Raw genomic sequence first — 15,964 nt, 5'->3', positions numbered from 1 at the left:
AGGAAGTGTTATATAATGGGAAACGAATTTCGTGTGTGTGATGATTGTCAGGCAACGAACGTTAAAACGCTGATTCCAAAGCTAAAAAAAGTAGATTCATGTGCAACGATTGAAGTTGGATGTCAGTCTTACTGTGGCCCTGGCCGTAAAAAATCATTCGCATTTGTAAATAATCGTCCAGTTGCAGCGCCAACAGAAGATGAATTAATTGTAAAAATTGAGGCAAAGTTAAATAAGTAAGGAAAAGAAGAGTGAACAGATTACTCTTCTTTTTTTATGCCCATAAGAGGAAGAATCTATTCTGAGAAAGCTTAACTGGTGATGATAATAGTTCATGACAGATAGGCATTATCTATTTATTAAGGTCTCAACCTATATGAATTTGTATTTCAAAATAATGGTTGACAGTCTTTTGAAGCGATAGGTAGAATAGAAGGTGTCTGATTCTGAGAATCATTATCAGAAAAGGGCCGATTCATTTAATTTTTTATTGCTATTTGAGAATAAATTTCATTTCATTAAATTAAACATATGTTGTTGGTTAGGATGGTTGAGGGATGGAAGCGAGCGCAAGGAGTATAGAACAGCAAGATGTGAATGTTAAAGAGATTAAGAGCAGGCCGCTCATTGCTTCTATTATTTTAGTAGCAGGTACAATTTTGTTAGCTTTAAGCATGGCACTGTCTATTTCGTTTGGTGCTGCAGATATTAGTTTAAAGACTGTATGGCAAGCTGTATTTCAGTTTGACGGTTCTATTACGCATCATAATGTAATTCAAGAACTTCGCATGCCTAGAGCAATAGGGGGCGTAGTAGCAGGTGCCTTTTTAGCGGTATCAGGAGCAATTATGCAAGGTATGACGCGAAATCCACTTGCATCACCATCGTTAATGGGGATTACAGATGGGGCTGTATTTGGAATTGCAATTATGTATGCATTCTTCCCTAATTCACCTTATTTAATGTTCGTTATCGCATCTTTTATTGGTGCTGCGTTTGGAGCGAGCATTGTATATGGAATTGGATCTTCTTCACCAGGTGGATTAACGCCTGTGAAATTAGCTTTAGCGGGTGCCGCGATTAGTGCTTTATTAGGGGCCATTTCATCTGGAATTGCGCTATATTTCAATCTTGCCCAAGAGGTAAGTATGTGGAATGCAGGCGGAGTTGCTGGAGTGAAATGGGAAAGTATTAATATGTTAGTACCGATTGGTCTAGTTTGTCTCTTCATTGCAATTATGATGTCGAGGTATATTACAATTTTAAGCTTCGGTGAAGAAATTGCGATTGGACTTGGTCAAAATACGACATTAATTAAATTTATCGGGACAGTACTTGTTCTTGTGTTAACAGGTTCGGCAGTTTCTATGGCAGGATCGGTTGGATTTGTTGGCCTTGTCATCCCACATATGACTCGTTTCCTTGTAGGCTCAGACTATAGATGGGTTATTCCATGTTCTGCGGTCTTAGGCGGGCTGTTAATTGAATGTGCAGATATGTTATCTCGCGTTATTAATCCGCCGTTTGAAACGCCAATTGGAGCAATTACAGCGCTAATTGGGGTTCCATTCTTCCTCTACTTAGCACGTAACGAAGGGAGAGGAAAAATGTGAGGACAAGTGCCTTAACAAAAAAGAACATTTCGGTTTTAACAATTTTAGTAGGATTAATCGTTACTGTATTTTTAGTGAGTTTAAATACAGGGACATTTAAAATACCGCCAATGGACGTATTAAAGTCATTGGTTGGACTCGGGGCTGAAGATCAGTCTGTTATTTTATTTGAATTCCGTATGCCGCGTATGGTCATTGCTATATTAGTTGGATCTGCTTTAGCGATGTCAGGTGCGATTTTGCAAGGGTTATCACGAAATCCACTTGCTGATCCAGGTATTATCGGTATTAACGCTGGAGCGGGATTAACAGTTGTTATCTTTGTCTACTTTTTCTTCGGGAAAGTAGGAACTGGTACATTTTTATCTGTATTCATTCTTCCGTTCTTCGCACTAGTTGGAGCGATATTAGCAGCTGTTATTATTTATTTACTAGCATGGAAAGATGGTGTTTCATCGACTCGATTGATACTGGTTGGTATCGCTGTTGCAGCCGGGTTTGGTGCTGTTAGTTTAATTTTTTCTATGAAGATGACATCTAACGATTTCCGTTTTGCTACGATTTGGTTAGCAGGAAGTCTATGGGGCACAGATTGGAAGTTTGTACTAAGTGTACTTCCATGGATGGTTATTTTCATGCCACTTGCCATTAGTAAAGCTCACATATTAAACGTAATGAACCTAGGCGACTCCACAGCAGTTGGCCTTGGTGTAAATGTAGAAAAAGAAAGACGTAAATTATTATTTATTGCAGTTTGTTTAGCTGGTGCATCTGTCGCTGTTGCTGGAGGAATTGGTTTTATCGGTTTAATGGCTCCGCATTTAGCGAGGCGCCTTGTTGGTGGTAAACATCAAATTATGCTGCCTACGGCTGCACTAATAGGAACGTTTTTACTTTTATTCGCAGACGTAATTTCAAGAAGTGTGTTAACAACTTCAGAAATACCGGTCGGTCTTGTTATCTCTGTAATTGGTGCACCGTATTTCATATACTTACTTATGAGGACAAAATAAAGGGAGGCTTTTTGTATGGCAACTTTAGCAGTTGATGCGGTATCTGTTGGCTATAATGAAGGGTTAATTATTGATGGATTAACAGTTGAAATTCCGGAAGGGAAAATTACAACAATTATTGGACCAAATGGTTGTGGGAAGTCCACATTATTAAAAACGGCTTCTCGTATTTTGAAGGCGAAAAAGGGTACGGTTTATCTTGACGGAAAAGCAATCGAGAAACAGCCAACGAAAGAAATCGCAAAGAAAATGGCAATTTTACCACAGACTGCAGAAGTACCAACTGGCCTTACTGTATTTGAACTCGTTTCATATGGACGCTTTCCTCATCAAAAAGGATTTGGAACGTTGAAAGAAGAGGATTATCGCTACATTCATTGGGCACTTGAAGTGACGGGAATGACAGAATTCGCAAATCGTCCAGCAGAGGCATTATCAGGTGGGCAACGTCAACGCGTATGGATTGCGATGGCTCTTGCACAAGGGACAGAATTACTCGTATTAGATGAACCGACAACGTACTTAGATATGGCTCATCAATTAGAAGTATTAAACTTATTGAAAAAGTTAAATGAAGAAGAAGGTAGAACGATTGTTATGGTTATCCATGACTTAAACCATGCTTCTCGTTTCTCAGATCATATGATTGCATTAAAGGCTGGTAAGTTAATGAAACAAGGAACGCCAGACGAAGTGATGACAAGTGAAACGCTTCGCAGTGTATTTGAGATTGAAGCTCAAATTGTTCCATGTCCAGTAAACTGTAAACCAATTTGTTTAACGTATGATTTAGCGATGATTAGTAATCAATTGCGTAAAAAAGCATAAGTAGAATCCCCCTCGTAAAGAGGGGGGCTTCTAATGGACGTTGAACTTCTTATTTCTTATTCGTAAATGGGAAGTTGAACACCCGTTAGAACGGGGCATAAGCAACAATTAATCAATATATATTTATTAATTGTTAACCTTGTTTCTTATAGTTCACTGTAACTTATAAGAGAAATACAGCTAGAAGGAGTGGGAACATGAAGAATTTTAAAATGGCGTTATTAGCAATGGTACTAGTCGTTACTTCTGTACTATTTGCAGCTTGTTCTAACAAAGAAGAGAAAAAAGCAGATGCGAAAGATGCGAAGACTGAAGAGCGCACTGTACAACATGCAAAAGGGGAAATTAAAATCCCTGCAAATCCAAAGAAAATTGCTGACCTTAGTGGTTCAACAGAAGAATTATTAATCTTTGGTATGAAACCAATTATTACTGCTAATACATCTCAAGAAAAAATTGATGCACATATTGAAAAGAAATTAAAAGACGTAAAACCAGTTGGTTCTGCTTGGGGAGATAAAATTAATATCGAAGCAGTAGCTGCTGCAAAACCAGACTTAATTCTTGTAAATAATCGTCAAGAAAAGATTTATGATCAATTATCTAAAATCGCACCTACAGTTATGTTAAAAACTCCATTAGACCAATGGCGTCCAAAATTCGAAGAAGTAGGTCAAATCTTCGGTAAAGAGAAAGAAACAAAAGAATGGTTCAAACAGTATGATGAAAAAGCAAGCAAATTACATGATAAAATCGTTGCGAAAACTGGCGATGCTAAATTCATGAAAATGGCTGCATATCCAAACGCTTTCCGCGTATACGGTGACTACGGTTACGGTAGCGTAATCTTTAATGATTTAAAATTACCAGCAGTTAAAGGTACACCAACTGATAAACCTTTAGTACAAGTACAAAAAGAAGCTTTAATCGATTACAACCCAGATTACTTATTTGTATTTACGACTGGTGACGGTTCTCAGCGTCTAAAAGAATTCCAAGAAGAATCAATTTGGAAAAATATGAACGCTGTTAAAAATAACCACGTATTTACAATTAAAAACGAAGACTTAAACAAAGGTTACTTCCCGCTAGGTAAAGAAATGATCTTAGATGAAGTTGCTGAGTTCGTTTTAGGGAAATAATGTGTAAAAAAACCACTTTTACTCCGGTAAAAGTGGTTTTTTCTTTATATAAGGGCAATTAATATAGTCTTTCATTTCTTTCTGTTTCCTATTTCGTTTATAATATATAGTAAGAATGCAGTAAAGAAAGGGGGATGTCGGAAGGTGGTATATTTAAACGACAAACTCAGCGAAACAAAAGTGTTTAAAGACCCGGTACATAAATATGTGCACGTGCGCGATCGTGTTATTTGGGATTTAATCGGAACGAAAGAATTTCAACGCTTGCGCCGTATTAAGCAGCTTGGAACGACATTTTTTACATTTCACGGTGCAGAGCATAGTCGCTTTACTCATTCGTTAGGTGTATATGAAATTATTCGTCGTATGATTGATGATGTGTTTGATGGCAGACCGAACTGGAATGCTGAAGATAGATTGTTATGCTTATGTGCGGCATTACTTCATGATGTCGGTCACGGCCCATTTTCTCATTCGTTTGAGAAAGTATTTTCATTAGATCATGAGAAATTTACGCAAAAGATTATCGTTGGAGATACAGAAATTAATCGCGTATTAAGTCGTGTGGATAAAGATTTCCCACAAAAGGTAGCCGATGTAATTGCGAAAACATCTACTAATAAATTAGCGATTAGCATGATTTCCAGTCAAATTGATGCAGATCGCATGGACTATTTATTAAGAGATGCGTATTTCACTGGCGTAAAGTATGGAAACTTTGATATGGAACGTATACTGCGCGTTATGCGTCCGTACGGAAATCAAGTAGTTATTAAAAATAGTGGTATGCATGCTGTTGAACATTATATTATGAGTCGTTATCAAATGTACTGGCAAGTATATTTCCATCCAGTAACACGCAGTGCTGAAGTTATTTTAACGAAGATTTTACACCGTGCAAAATCATTGCACGAGAAGTACTATACATTTAAAAATCACCCTGTTCATTTCTATTCTTTATTTGAAGAAGAAGTAACAGTAGAGGATTATTTAAAGTTAGACGAGAACGTTATGTATTATTACTTCCAAGTATGGCAAGACGAAGAAGATCCAATTTTAAGCGATCTATGCCGTCGTTTTATGAATCGAAACCTATTTAAATATGTAGAGTTTACAGATAAGCACGGTTTAGATAATTGGATGGAATTAAGTAGCTTATTCAAAAAGATTGGACTTGATCCCGAATATTATTTAGTAGTTGATTCAACATCAGACTTACCGTACGACTTTTACCGTGCTGGTGAAGAAGAAGAACGTTTGCCAATCTTACTTCTTATGCCAAATGGGGAGCTTAGAGAGCTTTCACGTGAATCGGATATTGTTGAGGCGATTACTGGTAAGAAGAGAAGGGATCAAAAGCTATTCTACCCGCATGATTTAATCTATGAAGATGGAAGAAAAGGAAAATATAAAGAGAGAATCATCGAGTTACTAGAAGGAAAAAAATAAGAAGCAGCTAATGGCTGCTTCTTATGAAAAAACTTGAAATTATTTGTCGCTTAAGCGTTTTCCGCCAACTGCATAATGGTTTTTAGACATTTCTTCGATGAAAACAACGATGTTTTCTTCAGGAGCACCAGTTGTTTCGCTTACTGCTGCTGTTACTTTCTCAGCAAGAGCTTTCTTTTGTTCCTCTGTGCGTCCTTCTAGCATTTTCACTGTTACGTATGGCATATATAATCGCTCCTTTTATGTAAGTTACACTCTTATTATAGCGGATTATGTGGAAGAACAATCGAAAAAACAAATAATTTCTTTTTTGACATATGGAAGAGGAGATGAAATATGGATCAGTTATTTAGATACCCGTTGCACCAAATTCCTTTGGTAGCAATGGCTATTATTATCGCATTATCGGTGCATGAATTTGCGCATGCATATGTAGCATATAAATTTGGAGACGATACAGCAAAGAGACAAGGGCGCTTAACTTTATCGCCAATGGCACATTTAGATCCTATCGGGATGATTGCTGTATTAATTCTTGGTTTTGGTTGGGCGAGACCAGTTCCTGTTAACCCATATAACTTTAAAAGACCTCGTCTTGCAGGTATATTAGTTTCAATTGCAGGACCGATTAGTAACTTAATTTTAAGCGCAATCGGTTTAATTATTTGGTATAGCTTATTAACATTTGGTGTATTAGACTCAATTCCATTTGCAGTAGCAGATACGCTAGCTCAATTTTTCCAGATTTTTATTATGTTGAATATCGTTTTACTTGTCTTTAACTTATTACCAATCCCGCCACTTGATGGATATCGCGTAGTGGAGGATTTAGCACCAACAAATATTCGTGCGAAAATGACACAGTATGAAAAATATGGGGCAATTGCTTTATTAATTCTAGTTATTACACCGCTTAGCAATTACACAATCCAACCTATTTTTAATGTTGTAATTCCATACGTATTTGCATTTTTAAACAGTATTATTGCGCCTATCTTTGGCCTTTTATAATCATTAAGTGAGGAGGAATTTACATATGACAGAGAAAAAGAAAAAAATCGGTTTTAATATCGTGAAAAATGATTCAACAGATGGACATGGTGGTTTTGGCGTTGGGGCATTAAGTCTAGAAAACATTTCACCTGTATTTGTCGATGTACTAGAGAAAACAGCATTTGTTGATATCGGTGCGATGCATGCACGTAGTACAGTAGAAAAAGGTATTAAGTTTTTAACAAATAAAGATGAAGTTCCAAACGGAAAACCATACTGGCTTGTATGGGTAACGATTGAAAGAACAGCAACAGGTGCGTATTACGCAGGCGTAACAGCTTGTGAAATGACAGTTGACCGTGAAATTCGCCGCGGATATAAGTCACTTCCAGAGCACGTAAACAAAATGGATAAATCATTGAAGCGTCACATTATGGTTGAACATATGGACGAATCATCTAAAAAAGTACTTGGTACATTCTTAAAAGAACATAATGAAGCGATTTGGAACGAGTCTAGCGAAGAATTGCGCCGTGCATTATTAAGTGAATAAAAGAAAAGGATGTCTCACTAGTCGATTGTTGACTAGTGAGACATCCTTTTTATTTTGGCTTGTTGTATGAAAATATATCAACAATTCGACAAGAAGGCTATTCCACGTTCAGTGAAATAGCCGGATATTCTACCAAGGAAGATATTTTTTCCACCAACTTGTTTTTTTCTTTTCTTCAGTTGTCTTTTCAAATTCCTCTTTATCATCAACGTGATCCATACAATATTCAGTTGGTTCTGTACCTTTTGCAAAATACATTTTCACTGAAATTGGACAATTTTTTGTAGCGATTTTCCCGTTTTCAGGGTTAATATCGACTGCAACGACGTCACTTGGTTGTTTAAACTCTTTTTTGGGTTGTCCATCTAAGCCTTTCTCCATCGTATCAGTCCATATTCTTTTCGCATAGCCTTGTTCTGCTACGTTTGAAATTGATTTAGGTTGATCATATCCAACCCATACGCCAGTTACGAGTTGCGGGGTAAACCCAATCATCCAACTATCTGTTTCAGTAGAACCAGATTTTCCGGCATAGGTTCTTGATAGTTTAGATAACATTGATTGACCAGTTACAGCAGCATAACTGCTTAGTTTTTTATTAAACATGCCTGTCATCATTTCTTCCATCACAAATGCTTTGCTCTTATCAAGAACTTGTTTACTCTCCAAATGAGCATCGTATAAAATATTTCCTTCATGATCCATAATGCGGCGAATGAAAATAGGTTTTACTTCTTTTCCCCCGTTTGCGAACATGCTATAAGCGTTAACCATTTCAATTGGTTTTACAGGAGATGTACCGAGCGCGAGGGAAGGGACATCTTTTAATGCACTTTTAATGCCGAATTGCTTCGCCGTTTTTGTAAGAATGTCTTCGCCTAAAAATAAATTGGTCTTCACGGCATATACGTTATCAGAGACCGCAAGAGCTTGCGCCATTGTTACAAAATCGTCTGCATAATAGTCTTTATAGTTTTTCGGTTTATACTTTGAAACACCGTCACCTAAAGTGAACACAGTGTATTCACTTTTTAAGCGCGTAGCAGGGGTGAATCCTCGTTCTAATGCCGCATAATATAGAAATGGCTTAAATGTAGATCCAGGCTGGCGAGCGGCCTGTGTAGCCCTGTTAAATTGACTTGTATTATAATCAGTTCCACCAACAAGGGCAGCTACTTCACCTGTTTTTGGATTCATAGAGACGAGCGCAGTTTGTATGTTTGTCGTGTCAGGTATGTGGTCTTTTACAGCTTGTTCTGCAACCGATTGTAATTTCGGGTCTAGCGTTGTATAAATACGCAAGCCGCCTTTTTGTAAGGCTTGCTCATCTAATCCGATATCACGAAGAAGAGAAGCTTGTACAGCATCTTGGAAATAAGGCGCAACCTCTGCGACTTTTTTCGTATCTAATGAAGCGAAAGTTAGTGACTCTTTCTTTGCTGAAGCTGCTTGTTTCTTCGTAATATAGCCTTGTTCTACCATTTCATCTAATATAAGAGATTGTCGTTCTTTCGCACGCTCTTTTTTTAAAAAGGGAGAGTAGACACTAGGTCCTTTTGGTATACCCGCGAGCATACTAGCTTCCGCTAATGTTAATTCTTTTGCTGTTTTATCAAAATATAGACGGGATGCAGCTTCGATTCCATAAGCACCATGCCCGTAATAAATTGTATTTAAATATCCTTCTAAAATATGATTTTTATTATAATTCACTTCAAGACGGATTGTGTACATTGCTTCTAATAGTTTACGTTTCCACGTTTTATCATGATCTAAGTATAGGTTACGGGCATACTGTTGTGTAATCGTACTAGCGCCTTGGACTTTTGCCATCGCTTTTAAATCAGCAACAATGGCACCAGCGATACGCTTCATATCAAAGCCATGATGTTTGTAGAATCTTTGATCTTCGATAGAAAGTGTTGCCTCTTTTACATAAGGAGAAATTTCATTGAGAGATACATTGTATCGTTTTTGCATCTCATTACTTTGTCCTATAACAGTGTCATCATTAGCATAAAAGACACTTGTTTGCGGGACAGCGACAGGAGGAGGTCCCATAATTTTTGCAACTATAATAATAACAAAAAAGGAAAAAACGAAAAAAAGAACAGAAGAAAACATTACGGTGAAGAAAAGACGTTTATATTTTTTAAGTTTTGGATTCATAGTTTGATCCATCTTTTTCAGCCCCTCATTCATACAAACATTATTGTATTAGTATTGAGGGTTTTCGATTATTTTAAACAATGAAATTTCGAAAATAAAGAGCTCCTTCAATTAAGAAAGAAGCTCAAATGCACGTGCTGGCCAATCGGTAATAATGACATCTACGCCATAATCAATCATAGTTTGTAAATCTTTGTATTCGTTAATTGTATAAGGGCGGAAAACATACCCTTGTTTTTGCGCGAGTTGAACAAATTCCTTTGTTAGTAGTTGAAAGTTTGGATGTAAACCAGTCGCATCTCTATTTTTTGCTTCGGCGATAGGATCAGCAAGTGGTGTATCATATAAAATTGCTCTTGGGATTTCAGGAGCAATTTCTGCTAATAATGAAACAGAGTCGTGATCAAATGAAGAGAATACAATTTGATTAGAAAGATGATATTCTCGAACGAGAGCAACAACTTTTTCTTCAATGTTTGGATAGTGAATGACATCTGTCTTTAACTCAATGTTGAGCTGTAACTTTGTTGTAGATAACCAAATGAATACTTCGCGTAACGTTGGGATTTTTGCTTCATGGAAAGAAGGATCTTTATGGCTGCCGGCATCTAAAGCTTGTAACTCTTCTACCGTTTTTTCAGAGACAAGACCTACATCATTCGTTGTACGATCGACTGTTTCATCGTGAATTACGACAAGTTCACCATCTTTTGATAGGTGGACATCAAGTTCAATGCCATGGGCGCCGATGCGTTCAGCTTCTTGGAAGGCAATCATCGTATTTTCTGGATGTGTTCCTTTTACGCCGCGATGAGCGAAAATAAGTGGTTTACTCATGTGAAATTCTCCTTATCATTTCTTTTCTTTCATTATGAAACTGCTTTTGAAAAAATACAATTTAATATGACAAACATTTACAAAAGTCTAACAGTTGCACAAAAGTTAACGTTAACGTAAAATGTAATAATCGAGTGAAGGGAGGAATAAACATGTATAAGATTGATGAAGTTACAAAGCAAGTTGGTTTAACAAAACGTACACTTCGTTATTATGAGGAAATTGGTTTAATTCATCCCCCAGAACGTAGTGAGGGGAACATTCGCCTGTATACAGATGAAGATATCGCTAGAATTAAAAGAATTGTGGAAGCGAAAGAAGTGTTAGGGATTACGCTTCAAGAAATGCAACATTTTTTATCGTTAAAAGAAAGAATGGAGCAAAGAAGAAATAGTGAGAATCCCCGTGATCGTGAAGTGATTCAAGAAATTAAAGAGATGCTTGAAAAACAAGTGCAAACGCTAGACGAGAAAATGGAGCAAATGCAGCGTGTAAAGGGAGAACTTGAAGACAGCTTACATCGTGCAGTGACATTTTTAGAGAATACAAAAGGAGAGTAATCAAAATGGAGAGCAAACAAAAACTAGGGAGATTGATTACAGTGTTGGCTACTTTCCTTGCCTTTTCAGGTATAGGGGTAGTCGATCCAATTTTGCCAATTATTGCTGAAAAGATTGGTGCATCGCATTGGCAAGTAGAGATGTTATTTACAGCGTATATTTTGACGATGGCAATTATGATGTTACCAGCTGGAATATTTGCATCGAGATTTGGTGATAAACGAATGATGACAATCGGTCTTGCGATCGTGACTGTATTTGCGTTTATATGCGGTATATCGCAAACGATTGCTCAGTTATCTCTTTTCCGCGCTGGATGGGGATTAGGGAATGCGATGTTCTTCGCAACGGCGATGACTTTATTGATTGCATTAAGTAAAGAAGTTCATGAAGCAGTAGGGTTATATGAAGCAGCTATCGGTTTAGGAATGGCAGGTGGACCATTATTAGGCGGGATATTAGGTGGACATTCTTGGCGTTACCCATTTTTTGCGACGAGTATTTTAATTTTCTTAGCATTTATTTTAGTTTTCTTCTTTGTGAAAGAACCAGAGCGAAAAGTGAAGCGTAAAGCGGCAGGCGTAGGGGAATTACTTAACCTGGTGAAGTATAAGCCGTTTATGCAAGGCGCCATTTCAGGAATGTTATACTACTACGGATTTTTCGTTGTGTTAGCATATTCACCACTTATTATGCATTTATCTGCTATTCAATTAGGTTTTGTATTTTGTGGATGGGGACTCGCGTTAGCTTACGGTTCTGCAATTTTAGCACATAAGCTAGAAGGGAAATATGAGCCGAAAGCATTGTTGAAAGGCAGTTTACTCGTATTTGCGCTGTTCTTAATTGCACTATTCTTCGTGAAAATTATGTGGTTACAAATTGTATTAATTGTTCTATCAGGATTAGCATCAGGATTAAATAATGCATTATTTACAAGTTATGTAATGGATATTTCACCTTATGAAAGATCTGTTACATCTGGTGTTTATAACTTCGTTCGTTGGTTAGGTGGCGCAATTGCTCCGATTTTATCAGGAATTATCGGTCATACTGTTTCACCACAAAGTCCGTTTTTAGTAGGTGGAATCGTGGTGTTAGTTGGTTGTATTATGATCCTAATTCCAATTCGTAAACCAGTAGAAATAGAGACAAAAGCCCTTTCTTAAGAAAGGGTTTTCTTTATATGTATATGTTAGAACCCTCTGACTAAAATATATTTTCGGTATTTTTGTACTTTTAACTATACATTTTGGATGTTTTGTTTTATTTTTGTTAGGGGACATTAATGATGTCCCTATTATAAATTTGCATTGAAAGGCGTGATTGTACGATGGAACTATGGTTCACTGAAAAACAAACAAAACATTTTGGGATTACGGCGCGTATTAACCGCACATTACATACGGAGCAAACAGAATTCCAAAAACTAGATATGGTCGAAACGGAAGAGTTCGGAAACATGCTTATTTTAGATGGCATGGTTATGACAACAGAAAAAGATGAGTTCGTTTATCATGAAATGGTAGCGCACGTACCTTTATTTACACACCCAAACCCTGAAAACGTATTAGTTGTAGGTGGCGGCGATGGCGGTGTTATTCGTGAAGTGTTAAAACACCCAAGCGTAAAGAAAGCAACTCTTGTTGAAATCGATGGAAAAGTAATTGAGTACTCTAAACAGTACTTACCATCAATTGCAGGTGCATTAGATAATGAGCGTGTAGAAGTAAAAGTAGGAGACGGTTTCCTACATATCGCAGAAAGCGAAAATGAATATGACGTAATTATGGTAGATTCTACTGAGCCAGTAGGACCAGCAGTAAACCTATTTACAAAAGGCTTCTACGCTGGAATTTCAAAAGCGTTAAAAGAAGATGGTATTTTCGTTGCACAAACGGACAACCCTTGGTTTACGCCAGAACTAATTACAACTGTGTTTAAAGATGTAAAAGAGATTTTCCCAATTACTCGTTTATACACAGCGAACATTCCAACTTACCCAAGCGGTCTTTGGACGTTCACAATCGGATCTAAAAAACATGATCCATTACAAGTAAGTGAAGAGCGTTTCCACGAAATTGAAACGAAATACTACACAAAAGAATTACACAATGCAGCATTCGCATTACCGAAATTTGTTGGCGATTTAATTAAGTAAGAGAATCGCACGGAACAAATAAAGTGTAAATAGCTCATTTAAGGTGTTTGTCCAGAAGACTTGAACATGCTAGCTATTTACACTTCTGTAAAGAAAATTGTCTTCTTTGTATGAAATAGAAGACCCGGTAAATCGAGAAAGAGGAGCAACTCGCTCCAAATTTGAGAAATAATGAAAGGTTGGGATACCTTAAGTTCCACATAAGGAGGAAAAGAATATGCGTTTTGATGAAGCTTATTCAGGTAAAGTATTTATTAAAAGTCATCCAAGTTTTGAAGAGTCAAAGGTAGTTATTTATGGGATGCCTATGGATTGGACAGTAAGTTACCGTCCGGGATCTCGTTTTGGCCCTGCACGTATTCGTGAAGTATCAATCGGTCTTGAAGAATATAGTCCGTATTTAGATCGTGAACTAGAAGAGGTAAAATATTTTGATGCGGGTGATATCCCATTACCATTCGGAAACGCACAGCGCAGCTTAGACATGATTGAAGAATATGTATCAAAACTTTTAGATGCCGATAAGTTTCCACTAGGTCTCGGGGGTGAGCACTTAGTGTCTTGGCCAATTTTTAAGGCAATGGCAAAAAAATATCCGGATTTAGCAATCATCCATATGGATGCTCATACTGATTTACGTGAATCGTATGAAGGGGAGCCTTTATCCCACTCTACACCAATTCGTAAAGTGTGTGATTTAATTGGTCCGGAAAACGTATATTCTTTCGGAATTCGTTCTGGAATGAAGGAAGAATTTGAATGGGCGAAAGAAGTAGGTATGAACTTATATAAATTTGACGTATTAGAACCGTTAAAAGAAGTATTACCGAAACTTGCAGGACGCCCAGTCTATGTCACAATCGACATTGATGTATTAGACCCAGCTCACGCTCCAGGAACAGGAACGTTAGAAGCTGGTGGTATCACATCTAAAGAATTATTAGATTCCATCGTAGCAATTGCAAATTCAAATATAAATGTAGTTGGAGCAGACTTAGTAGAAGTAGCTCCTGTCTACGACCATAGTGATCAAACACCAGTCGCAGCAAGCAAATTCGTGCGGGAAATGCTGCTCGGTTGGGTGAAATAAAAGTGAAGCCGACTGTTTAGACCCGGTGACTAAGGTTCTTTCCTGCAAAAGGTGCTTTTTACCTTTTGGCAGGGAAGGTTCTTAGACGCAAGGGTCTAGGAGGCGTAACTGGATAAAACAAGGGCCCCCCTATATGAATAGGGGGCCCTTATTTTGTCGATATGTGTCGGTAAGTCGATATATTTGAAAAATCGCTGATATAATTCGAGTTACGGTCGATATATTTGAAAAATCGCCGATATAATTCGAGTTGCGCTGATATATTTAAAAAATCGCCGATATAATTTTATTTACCATCACGCAACACAAAAAGGAGCTATTCCCAAACAACGGGAATAGCTCTTTTTCTTATGCAACCTTTTCTTCCGAAGTAATGCCGCGAATTTCATCAGCAGAACGAATTGGATATTTACGGAACACGATTGATCCGATGTATCCAACAATCGTGGTAACGATTCCACATAATACAGCAGCAATCGTTACTTTTACAACGTCATTAAATCCGAATAAAACAAGAAGTCCTGGGATTGGTGATGCTGTTCCTGGTGCGTTATTAACGAGCTGGAATAGTGATGTAATAATACCAGCAAGTGCACCGCCAACGAAGTTTGTCGCATAAATAGGAATTGGATTTGCTGAAACAACATCGGCTTGTGTTAAAGGCTCGATTGCTACAGCGATTGTGTCTTTCTTTGAACAAATCTTTAGTCGTTTAAAGAAAATAAAGTTCATTGGGGCTGAGGCTGCTACGGCAAGACTACCAATTGCCATTGGTAAACCTGTTAATCCGAGCATTGCAGTTAGTGCCATAGAACTCAGTGGAGAGGTAGAAATAACTGTTATTAATCCACCGAGCATAATACCCATGATAATAGGGCTTTCTGTAGTTGCAACTGAAATCATAGAACCGATTTTACCGAGTGTTGCGTTAACGAGCGGATCCATAAGCATTGCCATTCCGCGTGAGATTGGTGCAGCGATAAATAAAATTGCTAAAAACTCTACACCAGCCGGTAATTTCTTTTCGAGAAATTTCACGACGAAGGCACAAACGTATCCAGCGAAAAATCCTGGTAAAATACCAAATCCACTAGTAGCGATACCGATTAAAACAGCATATACGGGGGAAACACCGATTGCTAATGCGACTAAAATCGCTGCTGCGACACCGCTCATACTACCGGAAGCTTCTCCTACTGATTGTAAAAAGTCATTATGAAACATTTCTCCACCTATATAACGATGAAATGCTTCAATAAGAAAACTTGCGATTGCTGCATTAGCTAAAGCACCCATTGCTTTCATGCCGTAAGGAGCACGGTAACTAAAAAGTGTAAATAGACAAAGTACAACAAGTAATAGTGCTAAACCTTGCAAGATAGCCATTTGAAAACTGTCTCCTTTGATTTTTGTAATAAAAATTCGTATCATTCAATAATAATATAAAAGTGTATGAAACGGAAAAATTTTTTCTTGGGAACTTGCTGCAAGAAAAAATCCCTTACAATAATGTAAGGAAAGTGTAAGACTTTTAGATAGAGTATAGTATGCCATTT

16 protein-coding genes are annotated in these 15,964 nt (G+C 37.5%); 12 read left to right on the top strand and 4 right to left on the bottom strand.

Annotation, left to right across the window (positions count from 1 at the left end; genetic code table 11):
* Window positions 1-15 precede the first annotated feature (15 nt).
* From ACTFSI_RS11725 to ACTFSI_RS11700, 6 genes are all read left to right on the top strand, one after another.
* Complete coding sequence (locus ACTFSI_RS11725; protein ID WP_000526077.1) at window positions 16-240, top strand: DUF1450 domain-containing protein; 225 nt, start codon at window positions 16-18, stop codon at window positions 238-240.
* Between the two features lie 317 nt (window positions 241-557).
* Window positions 558-1,613, top strand: coding sequence for a FecCD family ABC transporter permease (locus ACTFSI_RS11720; RefSeq protein ID WP_000388276.1), 1,056 nt, complete (start codon window positions 558-560; stop codon window positions 1,611-1,613).
* The gene (locus tag ACTFSI_RS11715; RefSeq protein ID WP_001260491.1) at window positions 1,610-2,626 is read left to right on the top strand and encodes a FecCD family ABC transporter permease; all 1,017 of its coding nucleotides are present in this window, start codon (window positions 1,610-1,612) and stop codon (window positions 2,624-2,626) included. The genes ACTFSI_RS11720 and ACTFSI_RS11715 overlap by 4 nt, the downstream gene beginning before the upstream one ends.
* Window positions 2,627-2,641: 15 nt before the next feature.
* On the top strand, window positions 2,642-3,454 hold the full coding sequence (locus ACTFSI_RS11710) for an ABC transporter ATP-binding protein (RefSeq protein WP_000212064.1): 813 nt from the start codon (window positions 2,642-2,644) through the stop codon (window positions 3,452-3,454).
* A gap of 197 nt (window positions 3,455-3,651) precedes the next feature.
* A complete protein-coding gene (locus tag ACTFSI_RS11705) occupies window positions 3,652-4,596 on the top strand; it encodes an ABC transporter substrate-binding protein (protein WP_000787739.1) in 945 nt (314 codons plus the stop codon).
* A gap of 144 nt (window positions 4,597-4,740) precedes the next feature.
* Window positions 4,741-6,045, top strand: a complete 1,305-nt coding sequence (locus ACTFSI_RS11700) for an HD domain-containing protein (protein WP_000262739.1) — start codon at window positions 4,741-4,743, stop codon at window positions 6,043-6,045.
* A 39-nt stretch (window positions 6,046-6,084) separates the two neighbouring features.
* Here the strand turns inward: ACTFSI_RS11700 and ACTFSI_RS11695 are convergent, their stop codons facing one another.
* On the bottom strand, window positions 6,085-6,270 hold the full coding sequence (locus tag ACTFSI_RS11695) for a 2-hydroxymuconate tautomerase (protein WP_001147171.1): 186 nt from the start codon (window positions 6,268-6,270) through the stop codon (window positions 6,085-6,087).
* Window positions 6,271-6,381: 111 nt separating this feature from the next.
* Here ACTFSI_RS11695 and ACTFSI_RS11690 point away from each other — a divergent pair, with 111 nt between their 5' ends.
* Both ACTFSI_RS11690 and ACTFSI_RS11685 read left to right on the top strand, forming a co-directional pair.
* Window positions 6,382-7,056, top strand: a complete 675-nt coding sequence (locus ACTFSI_RS11690) for a site-2 protease family protein (protein ID WP_000372461.1) — start codon at window positions 6,382-6,384, stop codon at window positions 7,054-7,056.
* 25 nt (window positions 7,057-7,081) lie between these two features.
* A complete protein-coding gene (locus ACTFSI_RS11685; protein ID WP_000136688.1) occupies window positions 7,082-7,591 on the top strand; it encodes a YwhD family protein in 510 nt (169 codons plus the stop codon).
* A 129-nt stretch (window positions 7,592-7,720) separates the two neighbouring features.
* Here ACTFSI_RS11685 and ACTFSI_RS11680 read toward each other — a convergent pair whose 3' ends face one another.
* Together ACTFSI_RS11680 and ACTFSI_RS11675 are read right to left on the bottom strand one after the other, a co-directional pair.
* A complete protein-coding gene (locus ACTFSI_RS11680; RefSeq protein WP_138320658.1) occupies window positions 7,721-9,772 on the bottom strand; it encodes a transglycosylase domain-containing protein in 2,052 nt (683 codons plus the stop codon).
* A 99-nt stretch (window positions 9,773-9,871) separates the two neighbouring features.
* Entirely contained in the window at window positions 9,872-10,597 is a 726-nt protein-coding gene (locus ACTFSI_RS11675) for a glycerophosphodiester phosphodiesterase (protein ID WP_440045411.1), read from the bottom strand.
* A 152-nt stretch (window positions 10,598-10,749) separates the two neighbouring features.
* Between ACTFSI_RS11675 and ACTFSI_RS11670 the strand changes: the two genes are divergently transcribed.
* The 4 genes from ACTFSI_RS11670 to speB all read left to right on the top strand — a co-directional run bounded on the left by ACTFSI_RS11670 (window position 10,750) and on the right by speB (window position 14,408).
* Window positions 10,750-11,157, top strand: a complete 408-nt coding sequence (locus tag ACTFSI_RS11670; protein ID WP_000276568.1) for a MerR family transcriptional regulator — start codon at window positions 10,750-10,752, stop codon at window positions 11,155-11,157.
* 5 nt (window positions 11,158-11,162) lie between these two features.
* Entirely contained in the window at window positions 11,163-12,326 is a 1,164-nt protein-coding gene (locus ACTFSI_RS11665) for an MFS transporter (RefSeq protein WP_074608057.1), read from the top strand.
* Window positions 12,327-12,490: 164 nt separating this feature from the next.
* Window positions 12,491-13,318, top strand: coding sequence for a polyamine aminopropyltransferase (gene speE / locus ACTFSI_RS11660; RefSeq protein ID WP_000424698.1), 828 nt, complete (start codon window positions 12,491-12,493; stop codon window positions 13,316-13,318).
* Window positions 13,319-13,535: 217 nt separating this feature from the next.
* Window positions 13,536-14,408: an agmatinase gene (gene speB / locus ACTFSI_RS11655; protein ID WP_001209831.1), complete on the top strand. Its 873-nt coding sequence runs from the start codon at window positions 13,536-13,538 to the stop codon at window positions 14,406-14,408.
* Between the two features lie 348 nt (window positions 14,409-14,756).
* Here speB and ACTFSI_RS11650 read toward each other — a convergent pair whose 3' ends face one another.
* Window positions 14,757-15,794, bottom strand: coding sequence for a PTS sugar transporter subunit IIC (locus ACTFSI_RS11650; protein ID WP_000996323.1), 1,038 nt, complete (start codon window positions 15,792-15,794; stop codon window positions 14,757-14,759).
* Between the last annotated feature and the right edge of the window lie 170 nt (window positions 15,795-15,964).

The sequence above is a fragment of the Bacillus cereus group sp. MYBK101-2 genome (genome assembly GCF_051918845.1).
In the GTDB taxonomy this organism is placed as follows: Bacteria; Bacillota; Bacilli; order Bacillales; family Bacillaceae_G; genus Bacillus_A; species Bacillus_A paranthracis.
This window is presented reverse-complemented; position numbering and strand designations above follow the sequence as displayed.